The organism is Nocardia sp. NPDC050799 (assembly GCF_040654015.1).
GTDB lineage: Bacteria > Actinomycetota > Actinomycetes > Mycobacteriales > Mycobacteriaceae > Nocardia.
In genome coordinates this window covers 32,404-45,699 of record NZ_JBFAHF010000009.1, presented here as the reverse complement: position 1 = coordinate 45,699, position 13,296 = coordinate 32,404, and the positions used below count along the sequence as shown (strand labels likewise).

The 13,296-nt window shown below is 68.8% G+C and carries 14 protein-coding genes; 11 read left to right on the top strand and 3 right to left on the bottom strand.

From position 1 onward, the window contains the following. Window positions 1-4 precede the first annotated feature (4 nt). From AB0H42_RS11605 to AB0H42_RS11575, 7 genes are all read left to right on the top strand, one after another. On the top strand, window positions 5-604 hold the full coding sequence (locus tag AB0H42_RS11605) for a DUF6676 family protein (protein ID WP_357053510.1): 600 nt from the start codon (window positions 5-7) through the stop codon (window positions 602-604). Window positions 605-952: 348 nt separating this feature from the next. Continuing rightward, entirely contained in the window at window positions 953-2,113 is a 1,161-nt protein-coding gene (locus AB0H42_RS11600) for a MoxR family ATPase (RefSeq protein WP_357053507.1), read from the top strand. 32 nt (window positions 2,114-2,145) lie between these two features. After that, window positions 2,146-3,099 (top strand): DUF58 domain-containing protein, encoded by a 954-nt coding sequence (locus tag AB0H42_RS11595; protein ID WP_030520504.1) that lies wholly within the window; start codon window positions 2,146-2,148, stop codon window positions 3,097-3,099. Further along, window positions 3,096-4,097, top strand: coding sequence for a VWA domain-containing protein (locus AB0H42_RS11590; RefSeq protein ID WP_357053504.1), 1,002 nt, complete (start codon window positions 3,096-3,098; stop codon window positions 4,095-4,097). The genes AB0H42_RS11595 and AB0H42_RS11590 overlap by 4 nt, the downstream gene beginning before the upstream one ends. A 225-nt stretch (window positions 4,098-4,322) precedes the next feature. Next, the gene (gene fabG1 / locus AB0H42_RS11585; RefSeq protein WP_357053501.1) at window positions 4,323-5,039 is read left to right on the top strand and encodes a 3-oxoacyl-ACP reductase FabG1; all 717 of its coding nucleotides are present in this window, start codon (window positions 4,323-4,325) and stop codon (window positions 5,037-5,039) included. A gap of 113 nt (window positions 5,040-5,152) precedes the next feature. Beyond that, window positions 5,153-5,986 (top strand): NADH-dependent enoyl-ACP reductase InhA, encoded by an 834-nt coding sequence (inhA, locus tag AB0H42_RS11580; protein ID WP_030520501.1) that lies wholly within the window; start codon window positions 5,153-5,155, stop codon window positions 5,984-5,986. Window positions 5,987-6,009: 23 nt separating this feature from the next. Then, entirely contained in the window at window positions 6,010-7,068 is a 1,059-nt protein-coding gene (locus tag AB0H42_RS11575; RefSeq protein WP_357053498.1) for a ferrochelatase, read from the top strand. A gap of 48 nt (window positions 7,069-7,116) precedes the next feature. Here the strand turns inward: AB0H42_RS11575 and AB0H42_RS11570 are convergent, their stop codons facing one another. Then, on the bottom strand, window positions 7,117-7,902 hold the full coding sequence (locus AB0H42_RS11570) for a GTP-binding protein (protein WP_357053495.1): 786 nt from the start codon (window positions 7,900-7,902) through the stop codon (window positions 7,117-7,119). 105 nt (window positions 7,903-8,007) lie between these two features. Here AB0H42_RS11570 and AB0H42_RS11565 point away from each other — a divergent pair, with 105 nt between their 5' ends. Beyond that, window positions 8,008-8,463, top strand: coding sequence for an OB-fold domain-containing protein (locus AB0H42_RS11565; RefSeq protein ID WP_357053492.1), 456 nt, complete (start codon window positions 8,008-8,010; stop codon window positions 8,461-8,463). Further along, window positions 8,447-9,649 (top strand): lipid-transfer protein, encoded by a 1,203-nt coding sequence (locus tag AB0H42_RS11560; RefSeq protein WP_357053489.1) that lies wholly within the window; start codon window positions 8,447-8,449, stop codon window positions 9,647-9,649. Before AB0H42_RS11565 ends, AB0H42_RS11560 begins: the two co-directional genes overlap by 17 nt. Before the next feature lie 128 nt (window positions 9,650-9,777). Here the strand turns inward: AB0H42_RS11560 and AB0H42_RS11555 are convergent, their stop codons facing one another. Beyond that, the gene (locus AB0H42_RS11555; RefSeq protein WP_357053486.1) at window positions 9,778-10,593 is read right to left on the bottom strand and encodes a hypothetical protein; all 816 of its coding nucleotides are present in this window, start codon (window positions 10,591-10,593) and stop codon (window positions 9,778-9,780) included. Between the two features lie 64 nt (window positions 10,594-10,657). Then, window positions 10,658-11,485, bottom strand: a complete 828-nt coding sequence (locus tag AB0H42_RS11550) for a DUF3097 domain-containing protein (protein ID WP_357053483.1) — start codon at window positions 11,483-11,485, stop codon at window positions 10,658-10,660. Between the two features lie 102 nt (window positions 11,486-11,587). Between AB0H42_RS11550 and AB0H42_RS11545 the strand changes: the two genes are divergently transcribed. Further along, entirely contained in the window at window positions 11,588-12,019 is a 432-nt protein-coding gene (locus AB0H42_RS11545) for an NfeD family protein (RefSeq protein ID WP_030520494.1), read from the top strand. Then, entirely contained in the window at window positions 12,019-13,251 is a 1,233-nt protein-coding gene (locus tag AB0H42_RS11540) for an SPFH domain-containing protein (protein WP_357053480.1), read from the top strand. Before AB0H42_RS11545 ends, AB0H42_RS11540 begins: the two co-directional genes overlap by 1 nt. Window positions 13,252-13,296 lie beyond the last annotated feature (45 nt).

Sequence of the window (13,296 nt, the reverse complement as noted above, 5' to 3'; positions counted from 1 at the left end):
GAAGATGACCGTCACCCACACCTCGGCCTTCTCCCTCAAGGCCACCAAACTGCCGGACGGGTTCGATTCGAAGACCCTCGAAGAGGTTCGGACCGATCTCGCCGACAACGGAGTGGCCACGCCAGAGGGCGACGATCAGAGCGAACTGGCCGCCATCGTGGCCGATGCGCGGGCGCACGGCATCGATCTGAGCATCGTGGTGCTCGACGGCAATCCGGGGCACGACTCCGAACTGCGCGATCTCGCCACGGAGGTGGCCGGATTCCAGCACGGCACCGTCGCGGTCTTCAGCGACGACTGGATCGGCACCACCAGCGATTCGATCAGCCGGGTCCGGTTGGAGTGGGCCGAGGACAAATCCAAGTTCACCGGCGGAAAGACCGAACAAGCCGCCCAGACCCTGGTGCACCGCCTCGAGCAGCCACCGATGGTGAGCTGGACCGAGATCACGATCGTCCTCCTGGCGGGGCTGGTGCTGACGGTAGGCGGTCTGTACTGGGTCAAGGCCCGCCGCGCGGGCGGGCCGCCGCCGCCCGCGGACGCCGCGCCGGGCCGGCGTACCGAGCGCACCGAAGATCCGGAGCTGGAACCGGCCGCAGGTTAGCCGCGGCCGGTCGCCCGGTGATCGCCCCGGGCCGCCACTCGCCCTTGCGTACCCCGGCGGCCTCGGCCGCCGGGGTACGCGTGTGCCGCGCGACGACGGTCGGCGCCTCCCGGATCACGCCGGACAGGTTTCGGTAACCGCTACGGCGGGCACCATGCCGTATCGGTACGTATGGTCGAACGGGAGTGGGTGACGGCGCCCGCTGTAGCACCGGAAGCCCTGCCGGCCCCACCGGGAAACCCTCCGCGAACGACGGCGAATTTCCCGACAGTGGAGCCGGTTGCGGTATCCGCGGCCATCACCTGGAATAGTTGTGACAGCACGCACAGGACCAAGGCGAAAGCGGGGATGTTGGTGACTTCGACGGACGGTGTCAGCGGGGCAGATTTGGCGAAACCACCGCCGACGCCTGCTTCGAGCACCCTCGAGCGTGACGTCCAGACCCTCGAGAAGGCGATCTACGAGGTCAAGCGGGTCATCGTCGGGCAGGACCGGCTGGTCGAGCGGTTGCTCGTCGGGGTGCTCGCCAAGGGACATGTTCTGCTCGAGGGCGTCCCCGGTATCGCCAAGACGCTCGCGGTCGAGACCTTCGCCAAAGTGGTCGGCGGTTCGTTTTCCCGCGTCCAGTTCACCCCCGACCTGGTCCCGACCGACCTCGTGGGTACCCGCATCTACCGGCAGGGCCGCGAGGAGTTCGATACCGAACTCGGCCCCGTGGTCGCGAACTTCGTCCTCGCCGACGAAATCAACCGCGCCCCGGCCAAGGTGCAGTCGGCGCTGCTCGAGGTGATGGCCGAGCGGCACGTGTCGATCGGTGGCAAGACCTACCCGATGCCCGATCCGTTCCTGGTGATGGCCACCCAGAACCCGATCGAGAGCGAGGGCGTGTACCCGCTGCCGGAAGCGCAGCGCGACCGCTTCCTGTTCAAGGTGGTCGTCGACTACCCCTCGGTCGAGGAGGAGCGCGAGATCATCTACCGGATGGGTGTGACCCCGCCGGAACCGAACTGCATCCTGGAGCCGACCGAACTCATCCGCCTCCAGAAACTGGCCGCGAACACCTTCGTGCACCACGCGCTGGTCGACTACGTGGTCCGGGTCATCTCCGCGACCCGCGTCCCGGCCGAATTCGGGATGCACGATGTGGCGAACTGGGTGGCCTACGGCGCCTCGCCGCGTGCCAGCCTCGGCATCATCGCCGCCGCCCGCGCGGTAGCGCTCATCCGCGGCCGCGACTACGTGGTTCCGCAGGATGTCATCGAGGTCGTACCCGACGTGCTGCGGCACCGGCTGGTGCTGTCCTACGACGCGCTCGCCGACGAGATCAGCCCGGAGGACGTGATCCAGCGGGTTATGCAGACCGTCGGACTCCCGCAGGTCGCGCCGCAGGCCGTGGCGCCGGGCGGCGCCCCGCCCGTCACCGAGAACGGCAACCGGCCGCCCGCGCCGCCGCAGCAGTCTCCGGCGCCGCAGGTGCCGCAGACCGCCGGCACGAACCAGCCCCAGTGACCCGGCCGCCGGACCCCCGCGCCCGAGATACCGTGCCCGACCCCCATGCTCCGCCGTCGTTCCGTTCGGGCGAGCTGACCGATCCGCATCTGACGGCCGCCCTGAAAACCCTGGAGCTCACCGTGCGCCGCCGCTTGGACGGCGTGCTGCACGGTGATCACCTCGGCCTCATCCCCGGTCCCGGTTCGGAACCGGGGGAGGCGCGGGCCTATCAGCCCGGTGACGACGTCCGGCAGATGGACTGGTCGGTGACGGCGCGGACCACCCACCCGCACGTCCGGCAGATGATCGCGGACCGGGAGCTGGAGACCTGGATGGTGGTGGATCTGTCCGCCAGCCTGGATTTCGGCACCGGCGCCTGCCAGAAACGCGATTTGGCGGTGGCCGCCGCGGCCGCGGTGACCCATCTGACGATGGGCGGCGGAAACCGGGTCGGCGCCGTGGTCGCGACCGGTGAGCAGATGCAGCGGATCCCCGCCCGCAGCGGCCGGGTCCACGCGCAGTCGCTGCTGCGCAGTATCGCCACCACCCCGCATCCGCGCGACGGAGTGCGTGGTGATCTGCGCGGCGCCATCGAATCGTTGCGCCGGCCGCAGCGTAAACGCGGTCTGGCGGTCGTGATCAGTGATTTCCTCGGGGATATCGACTGGCAGCGATCGCTGCGGGCCATCTCCGCGCGCCACGATCTGCTGGCGGTCGAGGTCCTCGATCCGCGCGATACCGAGCTACCGGATATGGGTGACGTGGTGCTGCACGATCCGGAGACCGGACGGACCCGTGAGTTCACCGTCACCCCGCAACTGCGCGCCGATTACGCGGCCGCGGCCCAGCGGCACCGGGACGAGGTCGAGCAGACCCTGCGCAGTTGCGGCGCCCCGGTGCTCACCCTGCAGACCGACCGGGACTGGATCGCCGATGTGGTCCGGTTCGTCTCCACCCGGCGCCACAGCCTCGGCGCCTCGACCCCGCGGGTGCCACGCCAGTGAGTATTTCGAATTTCGCCGCACCGATCTGGCTCGGATTTCTTGCTGTCGTTCTCCTGCTCGCACTCGGCTATCTGCTGGTGCAGCGCAGCAAGCATCGCCGGATGCTGCGGTTCAGCAATATGGAGCAGCTCGAGAAAGTCGCTCCCAACCGGCCCAGTTTCTGGCGCCACCTGCCGATTGTGTTCGTGATCATCGGCATGGTGTTCGCCACGATCGGCGCGGCCGGACCGACCGCCGAGAAGAAGGTGCCCCGCAACCGGGCGACCGTGGTGCTGGTCATGGACGTTTCGCTGTCCATGGAGGCCACCGATGTCTCGCCGAACCGGCTGCAGGTCGCGCAGGAGGCGGCCAAGAACTTCGCCGACGGTCTCACCCCGGGGATCAACCTGGGACTGGTGACCTACGCCGGCACCGCGTCGGTGCTCGTCTCGCCGACCACGGACCGGGGTTCGGTGAAGGCCGCCATCGACAACATCAAACTCGCCGAGCGGACCGCCACCGGTGAGGGAATCTTCACCGCCCTGCAGTCCATCGAGACCCTGGCCTCGGTCCTGGGTGGCTCCGAGACGCCACCGCCGGCCCGTATCGTGCTGATGTCCGACGGTAAACAGACCGTGCCCGATTTCGAGGATGTGGACAATCCGCGGCACGAGTTCGTCGCCGCGCGGCTCGCGAAGACCAAGAAGATCCCGGTTTCGACGATCTCGTTCGGCACCAAATGGGGTGTGGTCGAGATCCCGCGTGAGGACGGCGGCACGGACCAGGTCGATGTGCCGGTGGACGACGAGGCGATGCAGGAGATCGCACGATTGTCCGGCGGTGAGTTCTATACCGCCTCCAGCCTGCAGGAACTGTCCAGTGTCTACGACACCCTGGAGGAGCAGATCGGCTACGAGGTCACCCGGGGCGATGCCAGCCGTCCGTGGTGGCTGCTCGGTCTGCTGACCACGGTGGCCGGCGTGGTGGCGGCGCTGCTGCTGCGCCAGCGGCTGCCCTGACAGATCGGTGAGAAGTGCTGGCCCCGTGCGGATCCCGCGGAGATCCGTCCGGCCGGTGCGTCGTCGCCGACGCCGGCGGGGATAGGTCGATATCGCACTGCGGGCCGGGTGAAATCCGGCCCGCAGTGCTGTGTCCGCGTTGTACGACCTGCACAAGTTCCAGGGGGAAATCTCGGTGGACGTCCCATGAGAGCATCACCGAGGCAGCCAGGTAGGTTTGTCCCCATGTCGAACTTCACAGCACGCTCGGTCCTGGTGACCGGCGGTAACCGCGGAATTGGGCTCGCGGTGGCGCAGCGTCTGCACGCAGACGGTCACAAGGTGGCCGTCACCCATCGCGGTTCGGGCGCCCCCGAGGGCCTGCTCGGGGTGAAATGCGATGTCACCGACAGTGATTCGGTGGACCGGGCGTTCGCCGAGGTGGAGGCCGCACAGGGGCCGGTGGAGGTGCTGGTCGCCAATGCCGGGATCACCGATGACACGCTGCTCATGCGGATGAGCGAAGAGCAGTTCACCAAGGTGGTCGACGCCAACCTGGCCGGTGCCTTCCGGTGCGCCAAGCGCGCCAACCGCGCGATGCTGCGGGCGCGCTGGGGCCGGATGATCTTCCTCGGCTCGGTCGTCGGGTTCTCCGGTCAGGCCGGGCAGATCAACTACGCCGCCTCGAAGGCCGGTGTCGTCGGCCTGGCCCGTTCCATCACCCGCGAGCTCGGCTCCCGGTCGATCACCGCCAACGTCGTCGCGCCCGGGTTCATCGAGACCGATATGACGAAAGACCTCCCCGAGGACATGCGGGATATGGCGAAGAAGTTCATTCCGCTCCAGCGCCTCGGTGCCGCCGAGGACGTCGCGGCGGTGGTCAGCTTCCTCGCCTCCGAGGACTCCGCCTACGTCTCGGGCGCGGTGATCCCGGTGGACGGCGGTATGGGTATGGGGCACTGACGCCCCGCATTCCTTCAGAACAGATCGAAAGCCGCGCCGATCCCGGGTACCGGGTCGGCACCTCGACCGGGCGCGGCGGAATACGACACCACATTCAGGAGAAGCGACAACTCATGGGCGGATTGCTCGAAGGCAAGACGATCCTCGTCACCGGCATCATCACCGATGCCTCCATCGCGTTCCACGCGGCGGCCATCGCGCAGAAGGAGGGGGCCAAGGTGATCATCACCGGCCTCACCGAGCGGTTGCGGCTGATCGACCGGATCGCCAAGCGGCTGCCGGAGGAGGTGCCGCCGGCCATCGGTCTCGACGTCACCAATGACGAGGACCTGCGCAAACTGCCCGATGAGATCCGCCGCCTCGCGCCCGAGGGGATCGACGGGGTCCTGCACTCGATCGCTTTCGCCCCCAAGACCCTGATGGGTCCCGACGCCCTGCCGTTCCTGGACGGCCCGAGCGCGGACGCGGCGAAATCGTTCGAGATCTCGGCCTGGAGCTATGCGGCGCTGGCCCGCGCGGTGCTGCCGGTGATGAACGAGCGCGGCTCGATCGTCGGGATGGATTTCGACCCCCGCACCGCCATGCCGTTCTACAACTGGATGGGTGTGGCCAAGGCCGCGCTGGAATCGGTGAACCGGTATGTGGCGCGTGAGGTCGGCTACGCGAAGAAGATCCGCTCCAACCTCATCGCGGCCGGCCCGGTCAAGACGCTGGCCGCCAAGGCGATCGCCGGGACCGCCACCGATGACGCGAAGCAACTGAAGCAGCTCGACACCTACTGGGACGGCGCCTCGCCGATCGGCTGGGACGGCGGTGCCGAGGTGGTCGGCAAGTCCATCGTCGCGCTGCTGTCGGACTGGCTGCCCGCGACGACCGGATCGATCATCTACGTCGACGGCGGCGCCAGCCACAACACCTGGTTCCCCGAGAACATGCCGCAGGACTGACGACCGGCCGGAGAGGAGACACTGTGGCCCGCGCGGCCGACGCACTGCTGCTGCTGTCCTTCGGAGGTCCGGAAGGACCCGACGAAGTGCTGCCGTTCCTGGAGAACGTGACCCGCGGCCGCGGTGTCCCCCCGGAACGGCTCGCCGAGGTCGCGAAACACTATCTGCACTTCGGTGGGGTGTCGCCGATCAACGCCCTCAACCGCGACATCATCGCCGCGGTGGAACGGGAGCTGACCGCCACCGGCTCGCGGCTACCGGTGTACTTCGGTAACCGCAACTGGCATCCGATGGTGGAGGACACGCTGGCGCGGATGACCGCGGACGGAGTCCGGTCGGCCCTGGTGTTCCCCACCTCCGCGTGGGGCGGTTACTCCGGTTGCCGGCAGTACGACGAGGACATCGCCCGGGCCCGCGCCGCGGTAGGCCCGGACGCCCCGGAGCTGGTGAAACTGCGCCAGTACTTCGATCATCCGCTCCTGGTGGCCGCCTTCGCCGACGCCGTACGCGCCGCGCGGGACACTCTGCCCGCGCCGCATCGGGCGGTCGCCCGGCTGGTCTTCACCGCGCATTCGGTGCCGGTAGGTGCCGATGCGGCGGCCGGGCCGCCGGTCGACGGTGGGCGTCTCTACAGTCGCCAGGTCGCCGAGGCGGCTCGGTTGTGCGCCGCCGCAACGGGTTTCGACGATTACGATGTGATCTGGCAATCGCGTTCGGGTCCGCCGCATATCCCGTGGCTGGAGCCGGATATCGTCGATCATCTGGAAACGCTGGCGGACAAGGGTTTCGAGTCCGTGATCGTCTGTCCGGTCGGTTTCGTTTCCGACCATCTCGAGGTGATCTGGGATCTGGACAACGAGGCCGCCGAGAAAGCCGGCGAACTCGGTCTGTCCTTCGCGCGAGCGGCCACACCCGGGACCGATCCACGGTTTGCCGAGATGGTGGTCGAGTTGATCGGCGAACACGTTTGCGACGTCACACCGCGCCGGCTGGGCACGGTGCCGGGCTACGGGTGCACCACCGACGGCGCGCCCTGCGCGGTCGACTGCTGCGCGCCATCGCGCCGCCCTGCGGGTCGGTGAGCCCACCGGCGCCGTCGAGTGCCAGGGCGTGCGTTTCGGCGGCATCCGTCAGTAGTCGAGGGCGTGCTCCGGTTGGCAGACGAGCAGGGGTGACGGCAGATAGCGGACGATGGCGTCCAGGAGGGCGGCGATATCGCCACCGTGCCGCGCCGCGTCGCACAGCACCGGGATGGCCTCACCGATACGCGTGACGGAGCGGATGTGGTCGTGCAACTGTGCGGGCGGGATCTTTCGCGGTCCACCACCGGTGTCCGAATCCTCGTCGTCCTGATCCGTCACCGCGGCCACCAGGTTGCGGTACCACTGCTCGGCGAGTTGCCAACGGCTGCCGTAGAACTCGGCGGCCATCGGTTCGAGCGCCCACATCGGGACCAGATCGATGACACCGTCGAACCCGGGCCCGGCGCCGAGCGGGAGGTGCAGCGTCAGCGGCCGTGCGCCTCGTGTGTCGGCGATCGCGCGGACGCAACGGTCGAAGTCGGCGGTGGGATGATCGAGTCCGGTCACCAGGCACAGCCTCGCCACCTGATGGTCGTCGGCCACCCGCAGGATCGTCTCGAATCGGGCGGCGCCCTCCGCCGCGGCGTTCAGGACCACGACCGCGCCGTCGGCCACCCGGATGGCTCGTTCCAGATTCGCGATGGGCGCGTGGCTCGACAGCTCGGCGACGCGGATCGTGTGTTCGCCGCGGCCGGGTACCCGATGGACCACGGTGGCCGCGGGGGTCCCCGCATGATCGCGGAGCAGGCGCCGGACCACCTGCGTCGTCTCGGCGGGCTCTCCGACGATCGTGACATTTCGGATCGACTGCGGGTCGACGGCTCTGATACCCATCGTGGTTCACGGTACCGCCGGCGATACCGCGGCGGAGGCGATTTCCGCCCAGAAATGGAACGTGTTCCTGTTCAAAAATAGAACGTGTTCCTATAGTGTCGGATTGTGCAGAAGGAACAACGCCCGGCGGTACCGGACTGGTTCACCGCGGACGACGGCACGCCACGTCTGGTGGGAAGTCGCTGCGATGTGTGCGGCACACCGTATTTCCCACGAAACACACTGGCCTGCCGCAATCCGCAGTGCGCAAGTCCGAAGGACGGCTCGGAACTATCCGAATACCTTCTCTCCACGCGGGGCCGGATCTGGTCCTACGCGGATGCCCGGTACAAGCCGCCCCCGCCGTATGTCTCATCCGATCCGTTCGAGCCCTACGTCGTCGCGGCGGTGGAGCTCGAGGTCGAGCAGATGGTGGTTCTCGGGCAGGTCGTGCGCGGCCTCACGGTGGACGACCTGGCCGTCGGAATGCCGGTGGAGCTCACCCTCGGGGTGCTGTACACGGACGAGGAAGCCGATCACACGGTATGGATGTGGAGGCCGGTCGATGATCGACAGGAATGATCGCGATATCGCCGTCCTCGGTGCCGGTATGCACCAGTGGGGCAAATGGGGCCGCAATTTCGTCGAATACGGGCTGGTCGCGGCCCGCGCGGCCCTGGCGGACGCCGGTGTCGACCACCGCGACGTCGGCTACATCGCCGGCGCGGATACGATCCGCAACGGCTACCCCGGTTTCGTGTCCGGGGCGACATTCGCCCAGGCGCTGGGCTGGTCGGGCGCACGGATCTCGAGCAGCTACGCCGCCTGTGCCTCCGGTGCGCAGGCCATCGCCAACGCCCGCGCCCAGATCCTGGCCGGGCTGACCGATGTGGCGCTGGTGGTGGGTGCGGACGCCGCCCCCAAGGGTTTCTTCCAGCCGGTCGGCGGCGAACGCCGTGACGATCCGGACTGGTTGCGCTTCCACCTGCTCGGCGCCACCAACCCGATCTATTTCGCGCTCTACGCCCGCCGCCGGATGGCGCTGCACGGCGCCACCCTCGACGACTTCGCCGCGGTGAAGGTGAAGAACGCCAAGCACGGACTGAACAATCCGTACGCCCGCTATCGCAAAGAGGTCTCGGCGGCGGAGGTCGCGGCCTCGGCCATCGTCTCCGACCCATTGCGCCTGCTCGACATCTGCGCGACCAGTGACGGCGGCGCGGCCCTGGTCCTGACGTCGGTGGAGTACGCCCGCCGGCACGGGATCAGCGATCCGGTGCGGATCCGGGCATTGTCGACGGTCACGCCGACCTTCCCGAAAACCGTCCTCGACCTGCCGGATTTCGCCACGGACTCGGCCGTGGCCGTGGAACCCCCGCGGCACACGTTCCGGTCCGCCCTCGCACACGCCGCGTACGAGGAAGCCGGTCTCGGACCCACCGACCTGTCCTTCGCGGAGGTCTACGACCTCTCCACCGCGCTGGAGCTGGACTGGTACGAGGAGATCGGGCTCTGCGAGCCGGGCGGCGCCGAGGAACTGCTGCGCAGCGGCGCCACGACACTGGGGGGACGGGTGCCGGTGAACCCGAGCGGCGGGCTGGCGTGCTTCGGCGAGGCGATCCCCGCCCAGGCAATCGCCCAGGTCTGCGAGCTCACCTGGCAACTGCGCGGGCAGGCCGACGACCGTCAGGTCGAGAACGCGCGCGCGGGTATCGCGGTGAATCAGGGCCTCTTCGGCCACGGCTCGGCGATCATCGCCTCCCGCTGACCCTCGGTTCGCCCGGTAGTCCGTCCGGCATGCCGTGCGAGCAGGCGCCTCGAAATACCGGCCCGGCGGTGACCGCGTGACGGGAGCTCGCCGGTGCGTGCGGGGCACGGCGGGCACCCCGGTCCGAATCAGCGCGATTGCGGCGCGGCGGTGTGCACCGCGACGAGGCGGGCCGCGCGGAGGGCGTCCCACAGCGGCCGCAGCAGGGTCTCGTGCGCGGTGGCGGCGCTGGCCGAGGTCGGTGCGGAGGCCGGCTCGCGCTGGGCCACGGTCAGGATCGCCGCCACATGGTCGGCCGAATCCAGGATCCGCTTGGCGCGCAACGGTACGCATTCGGGATAGGTGTGCCGTGAATAGTCGGCGAGTTCGGCCTCGATGAGTTCACGCGGGTCGGCGTCACCGGCGCCGAGGCCGGTGGTGTGCAGGCGCATCAGCGCGTCCGCCGCATCCCGGACGGCTTCGCGCATCGCGTATTCGGCCTCGCCGAGCGACATATCGGGTCCGCCGGCGCGCGGCATCGGCACGCTGTAGACGGTCCATTGCAGGGTGTTCTCGTCCACCGGGTAGGGGATGAGCCCGGTGCCCTCGGCGCCCGGGACCCCCAGCAAGAGACCCTCCCCGGCTTCCACGGCGTCGGCGGCGAAAGCGGTCCCGGTCGGCAGGCCGCGGACATCGCCGGGCACCGGCAGCACCAGCCGTAGTTCCGCGCCGGGGACGGCCAGCTCCTCGCGAATCAGCTTGAGCAGCGGCATGACTCCGGTGCCGTTCGGGTTCCCGTGCGCGGACCACGGCAGGTCGGTGCGCCCGCCGGTGACCGGGTCCCCGGCCGCGAGCGTATGCCGCGGCGCCCAGGCGTGCAGCGCCTCGAGGACGTCGTCGGGCGCGCTGCGACCCGCGAGCCACGATCCGGCCCACAGTGTGAGGGTGGCACTGGGAGAGCACATAATCATCGAGCATAAAGGGTGTCGGCAACCGGCGGGCAGCCTCTGCACAGGCCGTTTCCGGGGGTTAGAATGATTCACCCGGTTCGGTCACGAAGTCGATCAGCCGTTCCACCGCGCCCAGCAGCGGAGCCTCCAGATCGCGGAACGAATTCACCGCCGAATACACCCGGCGCCAGCCCTCCTGCGGTGTGCCCCAGCCGAGCCGCCGGCACACGCCGGTTTTCCAGTCCTCGTCGCGCGGCACTCGCGGCCACTCCGGGATGCCCAGCACCGCCGGTTTCACCGCCTGCCAGACGTCCACGTACGGGTGCCCGGTAACCAGCACGTGCTCGCCGAGCCCGGTGGTGAGCTGGGTCTCCTTGGATCCGGTGACCAGATGGTCGACCAGTACGCCGACTCGTCTCCCCGGGCCGGGTCCGAAATCGGTGAGCCTGGCGCCGAGGTTGTCCAGCCCCTCCAGATGTTCGACCACCACGCCCTCGATCCGCAGGTCGTGTCCCCAGACCCGTTCCACCAGCGCCGCGTCGTGTACGCCCTCGACCCAGATCCGGCTGGGCGCGGCGACTTTCGCCCGCAACCCCTCGACCCGGGTGGAACCCGACGCGGAGCGGCCGGGCCGGCTCGGCGCGGGCGCCTTCGGCCGGACCAGCGTGACCGGCTTCCCGTCGATCAGGAACGCGGCTTCCCGTAACGCGAACAGGCGTACCGTGCCGCGGGCGTCCTCCAGCTTCACGAAATCACCGTCGTAGCCGCGGTCGAATCCGACCACTGCGCCGCAGAACCCGCTGGCCGCGTCCTCGACCACCAGATCGGGGTCGGCGTCCACCCGCGGGACGGTGCGCCGGGCGGTGCGCGGGTGGCCGGAGAAGATGTCACCGTATCGATCGCTCACCGGCCCGAACGTAGCGCACGCGCCGCCGCCGTGGCGGTCTCCGGTGCCGGGGTGTCGTCGGTCCGGCCCCGGGACAGCGGATATCGCACTAAGGTGGGCGGTGTGGCCGCACTTGTCTGGTTGGTCGCCGGCATATTGCTGGCGGCCGCGGAGATGTTCGTCGGCGAACTGACTCTGCTGATGCTCGGTTCCGCCGCACTGCTCACCGCGGGCGTGAGTTTCCTCGGCGACACCGCGCCGGTGGTCGACGCGGTGGTGTTCGCCGTGTCGGCGGTGGTGCTGCTGCTGGGTGTCCGGCCGGTTCTGTTGCGGCGCTTCGGCACTCCGCCGCCGACGCTGACCAATGCCGACGCACTGCCGGGTAAGACCGCGCTGGTGCTGGAACCGGTGGGTGAGCACGCCGGTCTGGTGAAACTGGGCGGCGAGGTGTGGACCGCGCGTTCTCTGGACCCGGGGGAGCAATACCCGGAGGGCGCGACCGTGTATGTGATGAAGATCGACGGCGCGACCGCCGTCGTCTGGAAAGGGCCGTAATGGCTGCACTGATAATCGTCCTGGCACTGGTACTGCTGGTGGCGGTGGTCGTGTTCAAATCGATTGCGCTGGTACCCCAGGCCGAGGCGGCGGTGATCGAACGGCTCGGCCGGTACTCCCGGACGGTCTCCGGGCAGTTGACCTTTCTGATCCCGTTCGTGGACCGGATCCGCGCCAAGGTCGATCTGCGCGAACGGGTGGTGTCCTTCCCGCCGCAACCGGTGATCACCCAGGACAACCTGACCCTGCAGATCGACTCGGTGGTGTATTTCCAGGTCACCCAGCCGCAGGCCGCGGTCTACGAGATCTCCAACTACATCGCCGCCGTCGAACAGCTCACCGTCACCACCCTGCGCAATGTGGTCGGCGGGATGACGCTGGAGGAGACGCTGACCTCCCGCGATCAGATCAACAACCAGCTGCGCGGGGTGCTCGACGAAGCCACCGGACGCTGGGGCCTGCGGGTGGCGCGGGTCGAGCTCAAATCCATCGATCCGCCGCCGTCGATCCAGGAATCGATGGAGAAGCAGATGAAGGCGGACCGGGAGAAGCGGGCCATGATCCTCACCGCCGAGGGCACCCGGGAATCGCAGATCAAGACCGCCGAGGGCGCCAAACAGGCACAGATCCTGTCGGCCGAGGGCGCGAAGCAGTCGGCGATCCTGTCGGCCGAGGGTGAGCGGCAGAGCCGGATCCTGCGCGCCCAGGGCGAACGGGCCGCCTCGTACCTGCAGGCCCAGGGCCAGGCCAAAGCTATCGAGAAGGTCTTCGCGGCGATCAAGTCCGGTAAACCGACACCCGAACTGCTGGCGTACCAGTACATGCAGACCCTACCCATGGTGGCGCGCGGCGACGCGAACAAGGTCTGGCTTGTTCCCAGCGATTTCGGCAAGGCGCTGGAAGGTTTCGCGAAGAACTTCGCGACGCAGGGCGAGGACGGCGTGTTCCGGTACGAGCCGCCCGCCGACGCGGAGGTCCCCGGGAAACCCGACGACGATTCCGACGAGGTGGCCGATTGGTTCGATACCAGCACCGATCCGGCGGTGGAGCGGGCGGTCCGCGCCGCGGAGTCGGTCGCGCGGACCCCGGTCGATACCGCCGCACCGGTGACGACCACCAAGCCGGGTCAGCCCGCCGTCCCGGCGGCTCTGCCGCCGCAGCACGCACAGCAACCCGGAATCGCGGCGCAGCAACCCGGCGTACCACCGCAGCAGCAGCAGCCGGACCGGTAACCGCGTCGCCGGGGCCGATCGCTCCGGTGACCATCCCGTAGGTTC